The organism is Vibrio sp. 10N.222.49.A3 (assembly GCF_041475145.1).
GTDB lineage: Bacteria > Pseudomonadota > Gammaproteobacteria > Enterobacterales > Vibrionaceae > Vibrio > Vibrio tasmaniensis_A.
Map to the genome: position 1 here is coordinate 1 of NZ_JBFRVM010000189.1, position 15,134 is coordinate 15,134.

Below are 15,134 nucleotides of genomic sequence, written 5' to 3' on the forward strand. Positions count from 1 at the left end.
GTAATGAATTGACTGTGCCAAATAACCCCTCTCCATATAGAAAGTAATTATTCGTATTGGTCACTCAGTTCATTGAAATCAATTTTGATTCCGAAGAATCTGTTTTATCTAATGATAAAACGTTTTGATATTCATCAACGAGTGCCCACACAGATTGATAGGTTTAAATTGTTAAAGAGCGCTAGCGTTTTGTGACTCACATCTCAATCGCTAGGGGTGCGTACTATACCTGCACCACTTAGAGAGTCAAGGGTTATTTTCAAACTCTTATTCTCTACCGATTTCGCAGCGTGACTTTCGTCTCACTCCTTGTCGGTGAGGCGGCATTATAGAGAGTTCGATATAGAGCACAAGAGCTTTTTTAAATAAAAGTTTTGTTCGCCTAAAAAGCCACCACATCCGCATTTTTCGAATAAAAACTAAACATTTGAGACGTATCACAGCAATACATTGGCAAAATGGAAGCCATGAACGTAAGATTCATGTGTCTATTTTGTTAATGGTAGATGCGTATATTTCGTTTATTAATATGTAGTATTCCGATATGAACTCAAAAAAATCGATGTTGTTAATTGTCGCGCTAGCTGTATTGGGCGGCATTGTTTTCTCTCAGGTAGATATATCGCCTGCAATTACCTTTATCCTTGGTGTCTTGGCTTCCGCTTTTGTTGTTAATTTTTCAAGCACCAACTCAAAATCAGAGTCAGAACCTAAGGCTTCAACAAAAACACTTTATGTGGGTAACCTTCCATACAAAGCGAATGAATCACATGTACGTGAATTGTTCTCTGAATATGGTGAAGTATTTGCTGTACGTTTAATGAAAGACAAACGTACTGGTAAAAGAAGAGGTTTTGGATTTGTTGTTATGGCAAGTAATGATGTGAATCATGCTATTTCAGAACTTAACGATAAAGATTACATGCAACGTACTTTAAAAGTACGCGTTGCAAACGATCCTAAACATCCAGAAACGGACGAAGCTGAGCTGAGCTAAACCCTAACTGCTTCAGCATACTATTTAGTGCACTTTCTTTTTTAGGAAGTGCACTACAAAAAGCCTCACGCACTCCCCCTTCTTCAGTACTGCTCTCTAAATCCAATAAATCTTGAACCCGCTTAGCAATAGCCTTACCTGAATCAATCAACATCACGTTTTTACCTAGCACTTGCTGAATCTCTGATTTGATCAGTGGGAAATGAGTACACCCTAAAACAGCCACATCAATTGTGTTGATCATTGGTTGAAGGATTTGCTGCAGCTCTTCAAGGTTAATCGCCTCTCCTCGGAGTTTATCTTCGGCCATATCCACCAGCTGAGTAGAACCTAAAAGCTCAACTCTTTTATTACTAGAGAAGTTTTTGATGAGCTCGTGTGTGTATTCACGAGTAATCGTTGCGGGTGTTGCAATAAGACCAACGGCTTTATTGGCAAGTAGCGATGCTGGCTTGATTGCCGGAACAACCCCGACAATAGGGATTGGGTTATTAGCCCTTAGTGTAGGTAACACAATTGTACTTGCTGTATTGCAGGCTATCACCACAATATCAATAGCGTGGCTAGCCACAAAACTGGCGACGATGCTTTGAACTCTGTGGATAAGGACTTGCTGGTCGAGCTCACCGTATGGGTAAGCCTCGTTATCGAATACATAAGTATAGTTATGATTCGGTAGTAAGTGGCTTATCTCTTTATATACGGACAGACCGCCAACTCCAGAATCAAAGATCAATATGTTTTTTTGTATGCTTTCCGACACAACCATTACCTGTAATAAGTTCCGTTGCAATGATACCCCTTCACTTAGTTTTCGCCAATCATCACTCTACATAATGCAGGCTCGGTAGCGTTGATGCACAAAGCGCTCACCCTGATCTACATTTTCCAGCTCTATCTTAAGCCTTCCTTTAAAGCATGGCGCTGACGTTACTAAAGTATGGAACTCACCATCTTCGCCGCATGGGTCGACGTGACTCGGTAAACTGTCGATTAGCTCAAACGTGTATTCTTTCCCGCAATAGCTCATGTCTAATGCATCGGTATCGACCGTGACGAGAAAGGTTTCGATTCCTCTGTCTATTATTTCACTCGCAAGTACCTGACTGCTCTCTCCCATTAGGGGAAACACACACTCCCAACCAGCTGGCTCTATATAACTTCTTCGGTAATCGGCAATGCCATTACAGAACATATCTCCAAACGCGACCGCATCGATTGATAAGCTAGAATCTTTAAGTACCGAGACAATCGTACTTTGGTAAACCTCATTACTTGGGAAGACTTCCGGTAGCTCAATCATGATTAATGGTAAACCGACCAATCGAGCTTGCATTGCAACTACCTCAATAGGAGTTACCTGGAAAGGAACTTCATCTCCAACATACGTAGTATACAGAGCAACAACTTCATACTCGGTGCTTTCAAGTAGGCGCTCTAACGTTAACGTAGAGTCTTTACCTGACGACCAACTTATGACGACTTTCTTTTTCATTGATACATCCAATAAGAAAAAACCGCCCGAAGGCGGTTTGCATACCAGTTAGAACTGATATGAAGCATTTAGGTAGTATGCTTGATCTTGCGTTTCATACTTATCCACCGTTTGGTATTGAGTATTAAACAAGTTTTCAACTTTAGCTCGTAGTTTCCATTGTTCGGTCAACTGGTAAGCTAGTGTAAAGTTCACGAGGCTATACGGTTCAAGTTCCACCGTATTTTTTGCATCGTCATAGCGTTTACCTTGATACTGATAGCTCAAATCACCACGCCAGTCATTGTGTTCATAGCTGACCAACCATTTCGCTGCAAAGTTTGCTCTACGAGACAGCTCTTTATCTTGAATGTCTTCTGGTTGACCATAACCAGCAACATTGATTTTGTTGTTATGGTCTAGGAAGTCTAGCGACACTGAGTGTGAAATCACGCCAGTCTCAAACTGCGAGCTTACTTCAATACCACGTATTGTCGCATCAGAATTCTTTAAAGCTTCACCTTTTGACTGATAACTTACCAAATTAGTAATTTTGTTTGAATAACCTACAACGCGTATATCTGATACGTCAGAGAAGAACTCAAATCCAGCCTCAAAACTCAAAGACTCTTCTGGTTTCAAGTCACTCTTACCATAGCCAGGCCAGAATAAGTCATTGTATGTCGGAGCTCGAAAGGCAGTACCACCAGACGCAATCAAACGCCAATTCTGATTAACAAGATAACCAGTTCCTAGCTGCCATGTCGACTTTCCGCCATAGACTTCGTTGTCATCATGACGAACACTTGCTTCAATTTGCAGACCTGAATTGTCATAGAAAGCCGAAGCGAATACTGCATTATTCTTACGACTAGTACCGTCATATCTCTGGTAACTATTGCTGCTCCAAATTTTGGAATCAGCCACGGTGTCTTTAGTTAGGTCAACGCCTGCATTAAGTACAAAGATCTCAGATAACTGATAAGAGTTCAGCCAGTTAAGAGCATGGCGATCAGTGATTAAGTGGCTACCCGGAACTTGACCGCCTTTATTGTTACTATCGTCGCGGTTAGTTGATACAGACAAAGATGAACGATACTTCTCACCATTATATGCAACAAGCGCTGCGTAGTTGAAAAGAATAGATTCTTGCTCATCAGCTGATAGCTTACCTGTTGAAAAGTCCTTATAACTTTCATATTCAGTCACGCCTTTATGATAGAAGCCCATCACTTTGGCAGACCACTCAGGTGAAAAGTTTGTCCCAACCTCAAGCGTTAAGTCTTGACGGCTATAGCCATCTTCATCAGGTAGAGCCGGGCCAGTGCCTACGACATCAAAACCATCTGACGCTTCAGTGTTTACAGACATATTGATCCAAGAGTTCTGACCAACTTTAGAGCTCACACCAGCTGCGCCTTGGCGATAGTTATCAGTACCAGCACCAACTTGAACAGTACCAGAGTCAACATCAGCCCCTGATGAAGTAATAATGTTAATTACACCACCTATTGCATCAGCACCATATACCGCAGCACGAGCACCTTTTACTAACTCGATACGTTCAACGCCGCTTAGAGGAATAACTGAGAAGTTCGCACTACCAGTTGTCGCACTACCAATTCTCACCCCGTTATAGAGGACAATGCTTTGATTCGATGAGGTACCGCGAACAAAGACTGAACTGTTTTGTCCACGTCCGCCATTTTGCGTTACTTGCACACCAGGTAATAATGCTAAAGCTTCCGTTAGAGATTTGATTTGCAGGTTATCAATTTGCTCTTTAGTCACAATATCGACAGTTGCTGTAACTTGACCCACAGACTGCTCAAAACGGTTAGCCGTAACGACCATGGTTTCGTCAGCAGATGCTTCTTGTGCGTGTAAATTGGAGATAGGTGAAAGCAGCGATGCTACAGCAACCGCTAAAAGGGATTTGTTCATGTTGTGATCCTAAATCGCGTAAAGTCCTACCAAACCACATTGTATGGCTTAGCCGCTGGCAGGTATTCGGACTTAAGAGCACAACCTTTCGGTTACCTAATATTCGACTTCCCACAAAATGCTATTTGCAGTGTCTATGAATACTCGTTCTCTTTTACCGCTGCGCGTCAGTTCTGGATTTTCACCAGATTCCCTCTTCAGCCATCTATACATCCACATGGCACCAGCTTGCCGGAAATAGTATTGACCTATGAATCATTTGTCTAGTCTAAGATAGTTATAAGCTATAGTTTTCGTCGTCTATTTAGACTGAATGGCTCTCAACACTGGACAAGCGCCTGTGATTGAATAAAATCTGCGCTCTTGATTTAAAAGCACGATAGCAAAAGGCATAACAATGGCGAATTTAGAAGTAAACCCGCAACGCTACCAAGAACAACTGGCAGAAAAGACTGAGCGTCTTACTGAAATGTTCTCAGAATATAATGTGCCTGAGCTGGAAGTGTATGAATCTCCAGAACAACACTACCGCATGCGTGCAGAGTTCCGCGTGTGGCATGAAGGTGACGATATGTATTACGTCATGTTCAATCAAGAGACCAAAGAAAAATACCGCGTAGACCAGTTCCCAGCGGCTAGCCGCCTGATCAACGACCTAATGCCTCTATTAACGGATGCAATGAAGGACAACCACTCTCTACGCCACAAACTATTCCAAGTAGACTTCCTTTCTACATTAAGCGGCGAGATTTTGGTGTCACTGCTTTACCACCGCCAATTGGGTGAACAGTGGATTCAAGATGCTAAAGCACTTAAACAGCAATTAAACGATGAAGGTTTTAACCTAAACCTGATCGGCCGTGCGCGTAAGATGAAAATCGTACTGGACCGCGACTACGTTATCGAAAAGCTAGATGTGAATGGTGATAGCTACATCTACCAGCAAGTTGAGAACAGCTTTACTCAACCAAACGGTAAAGTAGCAGAGAAAATGCTGGAGTGGGCTGTCGACTGTACTCAAGACAGCAAAGGCGACTTGCTTGAACTTTACTGTGGTAACGGTAACTTCTCACTAGCACTGGCACAGAACTTCGAACGTGTACTGGCAACAGAACTAGCGAAGCCGTCAGTAGAATCTGCGCAATACAACATCGCAGCCAACAAGATTGAAAATGTTCAGATCATCCGCATGTCTGCGGAAGATTTTACCGTAGCAATGGAAGGCAAGCGTGAATTCCGTCGTCTACAGCAAGCGAACATCGATCTTAAGAGCTACAACTGCAACACTATCTTTGTTGATCCACCGCGTTCAGGTATGGATGTCGATACTTGTAAGATGGTTCAAGGCTACGAGCGTATCATGTACATCTCTTGTAACCCTGAGACATTGAAAGAGAACCTAGACATTCTAAGCGAAACACACGACATCACCCGTTTTGCTCTATTTGACCAGTTCCCTTACACACACCATATGGAAGCAGGTGTATTCCTAGAGCGTAAAGCATAAGCCTCGCTCTCTAGGTCGAGGTCAAAGCTAAGCTAAGCAGCAAATACAAAAAACGAGCCAATTGGCTCGTTTCTTTATTTATAGATTGGTTTAAGCGGTTTTACCGATAAAGCCTAGCTTCTTACCTACCCAAGCGAGCAGTAGCATCGCGACGATAATCGCAAAGAAGTTTGACCCGGCATCAGGGTGTTGTGCTTTCACAAAAGCCGAGTGGCCAAATGCACCTACAAAGAAACAAGCTAAACCCACTAACGGAATATCTTCAGATACGGGATTAGTTAGGTATTCTTGGTAAAGCGCTTGTACAGCCAAAACTAAAGCAATCAGTGGGAAGATAGAAAAGCCCACTTCGCTCATTGTTACCCAAGATAACAGTGCATCACCACACACACCTGCTACAACAGCAAGTACGAGTGTCTTTCTTTCAGAACCACGGTTTACAGTATTATTTTCATTCGACATTATTCAATCCCGCCTTTTAATCGGTTACGTTCACGTTCTTTACGATACCAAAAAGCTCCTTTGGCCATCATTCGCAATTGCATGATCAAACGCTCAGCCAATTCATCTCGCTGACGTCGATCTAAATCTAATGCTTCTGCCCCTGAGTTAAAAACCAAGATGACGGAGGCTTCCGCTTGAGTAAAAGCTTCGTCTCTTGTCATTCCTGTTGTGATCAAATATTCGGTTAACTCAGCAGAGAAATGCTGTATCTCACGAGCTACCGCTGCACGAAACTCAAATGAAGTTCCTGAGCGCTCCCGCAATAACAGTCTGAATACGTTTGGGCTGCTTTCAATGAATTCCATAAAGGTTTCAACCGATGTGCGAATCACGCTGCCTTCTTTTACTATGCGTTGCCTAGCTTGACGCATCAACTGACGCAACAATAAGCCACCTTCATCGACCATGGTTAAGCCAAGCTCATCCATGTCTTTGAAATGGCGATAAAAGGAAGTCGGAGCTATTCCAGCCTCACGAGCGACTTCTCTCAAGCTTAGATTAGAAAAACTACGATCGGCACTGAGTTGGCTAAATGCCGCATCGATTAAGCTACGACGAGTTTTTTCTTTTTGCTGTGCGCGAATGCCCATTGGTTTCATACTTTATCAACATCTTCTTTTACAGCCTAAACAGGCATGTCTAATACTCTATTCAATATAACGCGAATCACTTACTTATATAAGGCACTCTGGTTATATAAGACACTAAACACACCTCTTTGTTCACGTATCGAAGTAAATACGTTCAAAGAAAACATTTCAATATCCGCACCGTCATTTGGAGACATACGACATACCAAATATTATTTTTTCAGTAGCATGACGTGATCTCACCGACTCTCTGATGCCCTTTTCATGTACCCAAGAACAGAATCAGTTAAAATCTCGCTAAAGCAATGTTAATCAAATATAACAAGGAAGATATCTATGTCGCACTCCAACCACTTTGATGTAATCGTAATTGGTAGTGGCCCCGGAGGAGAAGGGGCAGCGATGGGATTAACCAAAGCCGGATTGAACGTTGCTATCATTGAAAAAGAGAGCAGCGTTGGTGGTGGTTGTACCCACTGGGGGACCATTCCTTCCAAAGCACTGCGTCATGCCGTAAGTCGTATTATTGAATTCAACAGTAACCCTCTGTTTTGTCAGAACAATAAAAGTATCCACTCAACATTTTCCAATATTCTGGGGCATGCTAAATCGGTCATCGACAAACAGACTCGCTTGCGCCAAGGTTTCTACGATCGCAACCAATGCACGTTAGTCTTCGGTACTGCACGTTTTATCGATACCCACACGATCTCCGTAATGCAAAGCGACGGTACTGAAGAACACTACAGCGCAGACAAATTTGTTATCGCGACAGGTTCTCGTCCTTATCAGCCAGACAACGTCGACTTCATGCATGAACGTGTCTACGACAGCGATTCGATTCTTTCTCTTAAACACGATCCTCAACACATCATCATCTATGGTGCTGGTGTTATCGGCTGTGAATATGCCTCTATATTTCGCGGTTTAGGCGTGAAAACCGATCTCATTAATACTCGCGATCGCCTGTTGTCCTTCTTAGATAACGAAACCTCAGATGCACTTTCTTACCACTTCTGGAACAGTGGCGTTGTTATTCGTAACGATGAGACCTTTGAGAAAATTGAAGGAACAGATGATGGTGTAATCATTCACCTAGAGTCAGGTAAAAAAATGCGTGCCGATTGCCTACTGTATGCCAATGGTCGAACGGGTAATACTGATAAACTGAACCTTGGTGCGGTTGGCTTAGAAGCGGACTCTCGTGGACAAGTATCAGTCAACAGCAACTACCAAACCAGTGTTGAACATGTTTACGCTGTCGGTGATGTGATTGGGTATCCTAGCCTAGCAAGTGCTGCTTATGACCAAGGTCGATTTGTGGCCCAAGCTGTGATGAAAGGTGAAGCAGAACGACACCTTATCGAAGACATCCCAACAGGTATCTACACCATTCCTGAGATCAGCTCTGTCGGTAAAACCGAGCAAGAGCTTACCGCAGCTAAAGTGCCGTATGAAGTGGGACGTTCTTCATTCAAGCACTTAGCTCGCGCTCAAATTGCAGGTAAAGATATTGGTAGCTTGAAGATACTTTTCCATCGTGAAACTAAAGAGATTTTAGGTATCCACGTGTTTGGTGAACGTGCCGCTGAAATCATTCACATTGGTCAGGCGATCATGGAACAAAAAGGCGAAGCCAACACCATCGAATACTTTGTGAATACCACCTTTAACTATCCGACGATGGCCGAGGCGTATCGCGTAGCAGCGCTTAACGGACTTAACCGTTTGTTCTAAACAAAGAACCAACAGGACTATTTGACCACCTGTAGGCCAAGTACATAAACAGCAAGCCAAGAGCTTGCTGTTTTTATTTTTCGTTCCCTGAACTAAGCTATGCAAGCTAAGCGAGAAACTCCCCCTTCTTCCACTGAGAAACAAACAACACTCCAAGACCGATGCCACGCATCGCCATAAAACTCAACATTGCTAGCCACAGCGCATGGTTTTCTAAACCTGAGGCCAAGTAGAAAATTACAAAGAAGCAGCAGGTCGCCACGAACATGCTATTGCGCATATCCTTGCCTTTGGTTGCCCCAACGAAAATACCATCCAATAAGAAGCACCACATCGAAACCAACGGCATTGCAATCAACCATGGCAGATACACCTCAGCCTGGCTCTTCACTGCTGGGATTGTGGTGATCATGTTAATCAAGCTAGACCCCGCAATCGCGAACACAATGGTGAGCACCAAGCAAATGTTGAAGCTCCAAAAAAAGGTGCCAATCAAAGACTGATTTAGCTCATCTTTATCTTTCGCGCCGATCGCTTTACCGACCATGGCTTCCATTGCGTAGGCAAAACCATCCATCCCATAAGAGATGATCATCAAGAAACTCATCAACACTGCATTGGCCGCAACAACATCATCGCCAAAGCTTGCACCTTGGAAGGTCATGAAAGTGAAAGTCGCTTGTAGGCATAGTGAACGAAGGAAGATATCGCGATTCAGTTTTACGAAACGACTCAAACCTTGGCTGGTTTTCTTAAGCAGCTCCCATGGCGATGGTAACTGCTTCTTCACCCAGATTCGGTAAACACAAATCAGGCCAAATGTTAAACCGGCATAATCAGCCATTACAGATGCCAATGCTGCGCCTTCCACTTGCCAGCCGAGGCCAATCACAAATACGATATCTAAAACGATGTTGGTGATATTAGTAATGATCACCATCCACATGGGTGCTTTGGCATTTTGGGTTCCGAGTAACCAACCTAACAGCACAAAGTTAGTCAACGCAGCAGGCGCACTCCATGCTCGGATAGAGAAATATTGCTGACCATAGTGTTTCACTTGGTCACTGGCACTACTCAGAGAGAAAACCGCATCCGCAACAAAGCTATGCAATAGCAAGAAGAAACCAGCAAACCCTAGTGCCATGGTCACGCCTTGCACAAAGACTAAACCAAGTTGCTTGCCATCGTTCGCCCCATAAGATTGCGCGGCCAGTCCCGTCGTCGACATTCGTAAGAAACCGAGCAGCCAAAAGGTCACGCTGATCATTGTGCCACCCAGCGCCACACCACCTAAATACCAAGAATGCTCTAAGTGACCGATAACCGCAGCATCGACTAAGCCCAACAGTGGAACCGTAATATTAGAAAGAACCATCGGGATCGCGAGTAACAGCACTTTTTTGTGCATCGCCTGATTGGATAACGTTTGAAAAATAGTTTGGGGATTAAATAACTTCACGATCACCTCTTAGATTAGAGGCGATAGTTTAACCTAGTGAGTGGGCTTTCACTATGTTGTGGGGAGGTGCTTGCCTTTTATCGATAACGAATACCTCTAACGAGGCAAGCATTCAGATATCTGCCAACAGAACCGCTAGCACTACCACTTAACAAGCACTAACTGCGGCGTTAAACGCTTTTTGACCTGAGAGATTTTACAAAGAAGTCGCTGCCACAATTTCCAACGATTACACTGCTGGTCAAGTGGAGAAAACACTTTTACCCATTGAGCCCATGGCAGCCAATTAAGGACGCTGTCTATCGGAGAAGATAAGCCATGTGCGTATTTTCCAGAACCAAGCTTTTGTCCCAGAGCACTAGAGCTTTTATCTCCAGCTAACACTAAACACGCATGTGCGTGGGTAAAATAACGGCTCAAAGACTGAATAAAGTTCGCCGTCTGTTGTTCATTGCAATCCAGCAGAGCATGTTCACACACCACCATCACTGAGGCTTGTTCTGGAATATTAAGTTCATCCAACCAGGTCAGGTCATCCACCGAGCCACACTCTAGACGGTAGCGTTCATTCTTGTGGAACAGGCGTTGTCGCCAAACTAAGTTCTCGGTTACATCTAGCTCAACCCAATGACAGCGGCCATTATCTAAACGGTAGAAGCGGGTATCAAGCCCTGCTCCCACGTTAATTATCCAAGCATCTGGGTTATGAGATAAAAACTGTTGAACTTGAGAGTCACAAAGTTGAGTCAGTGTCGCGTAAAGGAGTTGTTGCTGGTCGAGTTCACCGGTAAGGCATTCAGGTGCGAGTTGGCAACGCTTGCAGGCTTGTGCTGCAATAGGGTCATAAACAAGACCGTCATCGGCTAGGCTTTCGCGGCTGCGAAACCAAAGGTGTTGAACAAGATTCGTCGGTACTTGGAATTCTTGATGTGCTGACCCGAGATCAGAAGAAGCCTTTTGATCATAGGTGTGCGACTTACGAATAAGCGGCTTCATTTGAGGTTTGGTTGGGTTTGGCATCATCATCTCCCTTGTATCTCGACAAAGAAGATGATAATGAATATCAATTACAATAACAAGTTATTGAGAGTAAATATCAATAAGCTGTTTGCACTGACTACATCCAGTCCGTGTTACGAATAATACCAACCGCAAGTCCTTCAATAGACAAGTGTTGGGATTCTAAGTCCACGTGAATTGGAGAAAACTCTTCATTTTCAGCATGCAACAGAACGGTAGAACCTTTGCGCTCTAGGCGTTTTACCGTTACATCATCGTCGACACGAGCCACGACAACTTGTCCATCACGCACGTCTTGTGTTTTATGCACGGCCAGTAAATCGCCATCCATAATACCGATGTCTTTCATACTTTCGCCATTTACGCGAAGTAAGAAGTCAGCTTGTGGCTTAAACATACCTGGGTCAACTTGGTAATGCATTTCTACATGCTCTTGAGCCAAAATAGGCTCGCCAGCGGCAACCTGACCGATTAATGGTAAACCTTGCTCTTCATTCGCTGCATCTTCAAGCAAAATACGAATACCGCGAGACGCACCCGGGATAATCTCAATCGCTTCTTTACGAGCAAGAGCTTTCAAATGTTCTTCTGCAGCATTTGCAGAGCGGAAACCAAGTTCACGTGCGATTTCTGCACGAGTCGGTGGCATACCGCAATCTTCGATCTTACTTTTGATAAGGTCAAAAACTTGTTGCTGGCGGGGCGTTAACGGCTTCATGATTCACCTGTCTTTTTATACAGTTGACTGTGAGTATATCCAGTAACTGAATAAAAGCAAAGCAATTGGTTGTTTTTAGTTCATTTTTAGCGAATTACAAAAACAAGATCTCTAACCACACGTAACCAGCTAATACTAAACAGATAAAAACGGCAGCTGAGCCAACATCTTTCGCCATCCCAGAAAGCTCATGATGTTCGCTACCGATTCGGTCAACGACCGCTTCAATCGCGGTATTGATCAACTCGACAACCATCACCAACACGACGGCTGAAATCATTAAGATTCGCTCAACTTGGTTTACATCTAAGTAGAACGCCAACGGAATAAGCACTGCGGCCATAAAGACTTCTTGTCGAAATGCAGCCTCGTTTTTAAACGAGCTCGTGATGCCTTGCCATGAAAAGCCCGCCGCTTTGACGATACGTTTGACTCCGGTGTTTGATTTTTTGGTCATTTTTAACTCTATACTCAATCAGTCGATGAATGATTTTCCACAAACTTAACGGCAATATGACTATTTCCATTAAAAGGTTAGACCAGTTTCTGGTATTCTTGCATCGATTAAATTTACGCCTAGGCTTATCCCTATTTCACTCATAGGATTTATCCTCTCATTATAGAAATAGAGATACGCTTGAGCACATTGAAATAACTATTGAGGCAGTGAACCTATATGTCTTCTGGACAATCTTTTTCACGTTCATTAATGAAGCTACCTTTATCCCTATTGGTAAAGAGCACATCAATCCCTTCAAACCCTGTAGAGGATTTGAACATTGATTTGAGCAAACCGATTGTATACGCCTTACCGTTTCGCTCAAGTGTAGACATTCTTACATTGCAAAAACATGCACTTGAACTAGGGTTGCCTGATCCATTGAGCAAACTTGAAATCAATGGCAAATCACTGCAACGCTACGTTTTTATCTCTTCTCGCAAAACTCTACTGCAAGACGATGATTATGTACCAAGCTCATCAATTGAAGTCTTCTCTGAACTGCTTTCACTGCATGCAGAAGACTCTGAGCTCGACGTTCAAGTTATCCCTGCCACCGTATTGTGGGGTCGAAAGCCTGGTAAAGAGAATAACCAGAAGCCTTACCTACAAGCAATGAACGGCTTAGAGAAATCGAAAGCTGTATTGCTAGCAGGTCGTGACTGTCTGGTTCGCTTTAGCCCAGTGGTATCTCTACGATACATGGCTAACTCACACGGCACCGACAGCACCATCGCGCATAAACTGGCGCGCGTGGCACGCATTCACTTCTCTCGTCAAAAACTTGCAGCATCGGGCCCTAACCTACCAAGCCGCCAAGCTCTGTTCGACCGCCTGCTAAAGTCAGAAGCAATCAAAAAGGCGATAGAAGATGAAGCTGAATCAAAAAATATTTCCATAGAGAAAGCGAGCAAAGAAGCTCAAGACATCATGGACGAGATTGCTGCGAACTTCTCTTACTCGCTAATCAAACGCGGTGAAAAGATTCTTGGTTGGTTGTGGAATAAGTTGTACCAAGGCCTGCATATCAGCAACGCTTCAACCGTTCGTAAGCTGGCTCAAGATGGTCACGAGATCGTTTATGTACCTTGTCATCGTAGTCACATGGATTACTTATTGCTTTCTTATGTGCTTTATCATGAAGGTATGGTTCCTCCGCACATCGCAGCAGGGATCAACCTCAACTTCTTCCCTGCCGGCCCTATTTTCCGTCACGGCGGTGCGTTCTTTATTCGTCGTAGTTTCAAAGGCAACAAGCTTTACTCAACGATTTTCCGTGAATACCTAGCCGAACTGTTCGCTAAAGGTTACTCAGTAGAATACTTCAGTGAAGGTGGTCGTTCTCGTACGGGTCGTCTATTGCAGGCGAAAACCGGCATGCTAGCGATGACAATCCAAGCCATGCTGCGCGGCATGAACCGTCCGGTAACTTTGGTTCCTGTATACATCGGCTATGAGCACGTAATGGAAGTCGCGACCTACGCGAAAGAACTTCGTGGTAAGCGTAAAGAGAAAGAAAACGCGAGCCTAGTGATTCGTACAATTCGTAAGCTGCGTAACTTTGGTAAAGGCTACGTGAACTTCGGTGAGCCAATTCAGCTTAACCAATATCTGAACGAACATGCTCCTGAGTGGACTAAAGATATCGACCCAATGGGAACCAGCAAACCACAATGGATGAACCCGGTGGTTAATGACTTGGCAACCAAAATGATGACGCACATTAACGATGCGGCAGCGACCAATGCCCTGACTCTTTGTGCAACGGCACTATTGGCTTCAAGACAGCGCGCATTGTCTCGAGACTCTTTGGTTTCTCAGATCAACTGCTACCTGTCTCTACTTAAGAATGTGCCTTATTCAGATACATTCACAGTGCCTAAAGACAGCGCTGAAGACTTAGTAAAACACGCAGAGTCATTGAACAAGTTCTTAATTGAATCAGACACTATGGGCGACATCATTTCACTTGATCGTCACCAATCGATTCTGATGACCTACTATCGTAATAACATCATTCACTTGTTTGCATTGCCATCATTGATCGCTCAGATGACCATTCGTCAGCACGGTTTATCAATCGACGCTATTCAAGAAAATGTTGCAGCTATCTACCCATTCTTAAAGAAAGAGTTGTTTTTAAGCTACGACGAAGATCAGCTTGAAAGCGTGGTTGCGAACATCATTGATGAGCTAGTCGGTCAAGGCATGCTTGTTGTGTCGAACAACCAAGTAACGATCAACCAGTCAAACAGCCAAGCACTGATGCTACTAGGCCGTACGATTTCAGAAACGCTCCAGCGCTACTCAATTGCTCTGAACCTATTGGCAGAGAATCCTGATCTAGATAAGTCAGACCTTGAGCAGAAGAGCCAAGACATAGCACAGCGACTTGGTCGTCTACAAGGTATCAACGCACCGGAGTTCTTCGATAAAGGCGTGTTTGCGTCGATGTTCGCAACTCTGAAACAGCAGCAATATCTGGATAACGATGGTAACTGTGATTTAGAAAAGACTCAGCAATTCGCTAAACTTCTCTACTCAATGCTTTACCCTGAAGTACGTTTGACGATTCAAGAGAGTATCCACCAAGCAGAATAATCTCTTAGTTAGCATTCACTTTAATCGCTAGACTTAACACGATCAAAAAAGGCACCCAATGGGTGTAATGCCGTTCACTTA

Annotated in this window: 13 protein-coding genes and 1 riboswitch; of the genes, 4 read left to right on the top strand and 9 right to left on the bottom strand. The window is 43.8% G+C overall.

The window, feature by feature from the left end; translation table 11 throughout:
- The first annotated feature begins 544 nt into the window (after nucleotides 1-544).
- The gene (locus AB4589_RS22240; RefSeq protein WP_009848258.1) at nucleotides 545-997 is read left to right on the top strand and encodes an RNA-binding protein; all 453 of its coding nucleotides are present in this window, start codon (nucleotides 545-547) and stop codon (nucleotides 995-997) included.
- Here the strand turns inward: AB4589_RS22240 and murI are convergent.
- From murI to AB4589_RS22255, 3 genes are read right to left on the bottom strand one after another with little or no spacing between them, the layout of a single operon-like run.
- Entirely contained in the window at nucleotides 960-1,766 is an 807-nt protein-coding gene (murI, locus tag AB4589_RS22245; RefSeq protein ID WP_029225473.1) for a glutamate racemase, read from the bottom strand. The two genes, AB4589_RS22240 and murI, sit on opposite strands and share 38 nt — an antisense overlap.
- Before the next feature lie 60 nt (nucleotides 1,767-1,826).
- Nucleotides 1,827-2,492 carry an ATPase gene (locus AB4589_RS22250; RefSeq protein WP_371710191.1) on the bottom strand — a complete coding sequence of 222 codons (666 nt, stop codon included), beginning with the start codon at nucleotides 2,490-2,492 and terminating at the stop codon, nucleotides 1,827-1,829.
- Between the two features lie 48 nt (nucleotides 2,493-2,540).
- Nucleotides 2,541-4,415 (bottom strand): TonB-dependent receptor domain-containing protein, encoded by a 1,875-nt coding sequence (locus AB4589_RS22255; protein WP_372101699.1) that lies wholly within the window; start codon nucleotides 4,413-4,415, stop codon nucleotides 2,541-2,543.
- 39 nt (nucleotides 4,416-4,454) lie between these two features.
- Nucleotides 4,455-4,658: riboswitch (cobalamin riboswitch) on the bottom strand.
- Between the two features lie 154 nt (nucleotides 4,659-4,812).
- Between AB4589_RS22255 and trmA the strand changes: the two genes are divergently transcribed.
- On the top strand, nucleotides 4,813-5,922 hold the full coding sequence (gene trmA, locus AB4589_RS22260; RefSeq protein WP_009848254.1) for a tRNA (uridine(54)-C5)-methyltransferase TrmA: 1,110 nt from the start codon (nucleotides 4,813-4,815) through the stop codon (nucleotides 5,920-5,922).
- A 90-nt stretch (nucleotides 5,923-6,012) separates the two neighbouring features.
- Here trmA and AB4589_RS22265 read toward each other — a convergent pair whose 3' ends face one another.
- Nucleotides 6,013-6,384: a YijD family membrane protein gene (locus tag AB4589_RS22265; RefSeq protein WP_004736696.1), complete on the bottom strand. Its 372-nt coding sequence runs from the start codon at nucleotides 6,382-6,384 to the stop codon at nucleotides 6,013-6,015.
- The gene (fabR, locus tag AB4589_RS22270) at nucleotides 6,384-7,025 is read right to left on the bottom strand and encodes an HTH-type transcriptional repressor FabR (protein WP_010438693.1); all 642 of its coding nucleotides are present in this window, start codon (nucleotides 7,023-7,025) and stop codon (nucleotides 6,384-6,386) included. The genes AB4589_RS22265 and fabR overlap by 1 nt, the downstream gene beginning before the upstream one ends.
- 327 nt (nucleotides 7,026-7,352) lie before the next feature.
- Here fabR and sthA point away from each other — a divergent pair, with 327 nt between their 5' ends.
- The gene (sthA, locus tag AB4589_RS22275) at nucleotides 7,353-8,753 is read left to right on the top strand and encodes a Si-specific NAD(P)(+) transhydrogenase (protein WP_017103565.1); all 1,401 of its coding nucleotides are present in this window, start codon (nucleotides 7,353-7,355) and stop codon (nucleotides 8,751-8,753) included.
- Nucleotides 8,754-8,859: 106 nt separating this feature from the next.
- Here sthA and dinF read toward each other — a convergent pair whose 3' ends face one another.
- The 4 genes from dinF to AB4589_RS22295 all read right to left on the bottom strand — a co-directional run bounded on the left by dinF (nucleotide 8,860) and on the right by AB4589_RS22295 (nucleotide 12,410).
- Nucleotides 8,860-10,215, bottom strand: coding sequence for an MATE family efflux transporter DinF (gene dinF, locus AB4589_RS22280; RefSeq protein ID WP_198592255.1), 1,356 nt, complete (start codon nucleotides 10,213-10,215; stop codon nucleotides 8,860-8,862).
- Between the two features lie 141 nt (nucleotides 10,216-10,356).
- On the bottom strand, nucleotides 10,357-11,235 hold the full coding sequence (locus AB4589_RS22285; RefSeq protein WP_102249632.1) for a class I SAM-dependent methyltransferase: 879 nt from the start codon (nucleotides 11,233-11,235) through the stop codon (nucleotides 10,357-10,359).
- A gap of 97 nt (nucleotides 11,236-11,332) precedes the next feature.
- Complete coding sequence (gene lexA / locus AB4589_RS22290; RefSeq protein ID WP_009848249.1) at nucleotides 11,333-11,953, bottom strand: transcriptional repressor LexA; 621 nt, start codon at nucleotides 11,951-11,953, stop codon at nucleotides 11,333-11,335.
- A 94-nt stretch (nucleotides 11,954-12,047) separates the two neighbouring features.
- The gene (locus tag AB4589_RS22295; RefSeq protein ID WP_269337478.1) at nucleotides 12,048-12,410 is read right to left on the bottom strand and encodes a diacylglycerol kinase; all 363 of its coding nucleotides are present in this window, start codon (nucleotides 12,408-12,410) and stop codon (nucleotides 12,048-12,050) included.
- A gap of 219 nt (nucleotides 12,411-12,629) precedes the next feature.
- Between AB4589_RS22295 and plsB the strand changes: the two genes are divergently transcribed.
- Entirely contained in the window at nucleotides 12,630-15,053 is a 2,424-nt protein-coding gene (gene plsB, locus AB4589_RS22300; RefSeq protein ID WP_269337476.1) for a glycerol-3-phosphate 1-O-acyltransferase PlsB, read from the top strand.
- Nucleotides 15,054-15,134: the final 81 nt, after the last annotated feature.